Origin of the sequence: Rhodoplanes roseus (genome assembly GCF_003258865.1) — a bacterium.
GTDB classification, from domain to species: Bacteria; Pseudomonadota; Alphaproteobacteria; order Rhizobiales; family Xanthobacteraceae; genus Rhodoplanes; species Rhodoplanes roseus.
This window is the reverse complement of the sequence record NZ_NPEX01000582.1, coordinates 1-1,201: the sequence shown is the minus strand read 5'-3', so window position 1 is coordinate 1,201 and position 1,201 is coordinate 1. Positions and strand designations below refer to the sequence as shown.

The 1,201-nt window shown below is 73.4% G+C and carries 2 protein-coding genes; both read left to right on the top strand.

The window, feature by feature from the left end:
• Positions 1-694: peptidoglycan-binding domain-containing protein (locus tag CH341_RS31400; RefSeq protein WP_245431338.1), on the top strand; the 694-nt coding region annotated here is incomplete at its 5' end.
• A 90-nt stretch (positions 695-784) separates the two neighbouring features.
• The gene (locus CH341_RS31395; RefSeq protein WP_111423626.1) at positions 785-1,132 is read left to right on the top strand and encodes a DUF1491 family protein; all 348 of its coding nucleotides are present in this window, start codon (positions 785-787) and stop codon (positions 1,130-1,132) included.
• Positions 1,133-1,201 lie beyond the last annotated feature (69 nt).

The window sequence follows — 1,201 nt, the reverse complement described above, 5'->3', positions numbered from 1 at the left end:
CGCCGCGGCGAAGCCGCCGGCGACGCGTCCGCGTCCGGAGCTCGTCACCGATCTCCAGCGCGAGCTTCTGCGTCGCGGCTACTACGACGGCGCCGTCGACGGCGTCTCGGGCAGCCGCACCGAGGCGGCGATCCGCGAGTTCGAGCAGGCCCAGGGTCTCGCCCCGACCGGCGAGCCGACCGACGCGCTGCTCAAGGCGGTGACCCGTGCGCCGGTGAAGCCGAAGGCGGCCGCCGCGCCACGTCCCGATCCGATCGCCGGCCTGATCGGCGGCGGTGCCGCGGCGAATCCGCCGCATCCGCCGCTCCCGGTGGTGCAAGCCAAGGCGACCACCGGCGCGTCCGCATCGACGGTGCCGGCCTCGCTTCCGGCCCATCCGGTCGCGCCGGTGAAGTCGGCCGCGCTGGCGCCGCCGACCGCGCCGGCTCCGCCGTCGACCATCCAGCCGAAGCCGGTCGCCACCGTGCCGGCCCCGACGCCCGCACCGGCGGCCGGCTCCTCCCAGATCAAGGGCGTCCAGCGGGCCCTCGCCGACTACGGCTACGGCCAGGTGCGCCCGACCGGCGTGCACGACAAGGCCACCCACGACGCCATCGCGGCCTTCGAGGAGGCGCGGCGCATGCCGGTGACGGGCCAGGTCAGCGACCGTCTGGTGCGCGAGCTGGTGATGCTCACCGGCCGGCCGATCGAGTAGGGCGAACAGCGAACAGAGCGAGTCGCGGTAGCGAGCAGGGGGCGAGAGCCGCCTATCCAATCGATTCGCTATTCACTATTCGCTACTCGCATGCGCTTGAAATCCGGAATCTGGGTCGCGGCCTATATCCGCCGCTGCGGCGTCGAGGGGGTGTTCGCGGCGGTACGCCGGCGCGGCGCCGAGGACGCGGGGGCGATCTACATCATCGTCAATCGGCTGAACGGCACGGCCGACCTCTACGGTCCGGCGCCGCAGACCGAGTTCGAGGAGGCGAAGCCGTTAGACCGCGCCTTCGTCTCGGTGCTGCCGGGCAGCCCGGCGCCCGAGAGTGCCGCCGAGGCCTTCATCGCGCGCGAAAGCCGGTTCGATCCCGACGTCTGGGTGGTCGAGATCGAGGAGCCGTCAGGGCGCCATTTTCTTGATCGGGTCGTGGGCTGACGCGCCGCCGGGCTCGCCCGCGGCGGGGCGGTTCTGGCCGGCGAGGCGCTCCGGAATCGTGGCGCCGCC

What these genes read in the sequence shown, in the direction of transcription:
- CH341_RS31395 (WP_111423626.1), top strand. Translation starts at nt 785, where the DNA reads ATGCGCTTGAAATCCGGAATCTGGGTCGCGGCCTATATCCGCCGCTGC.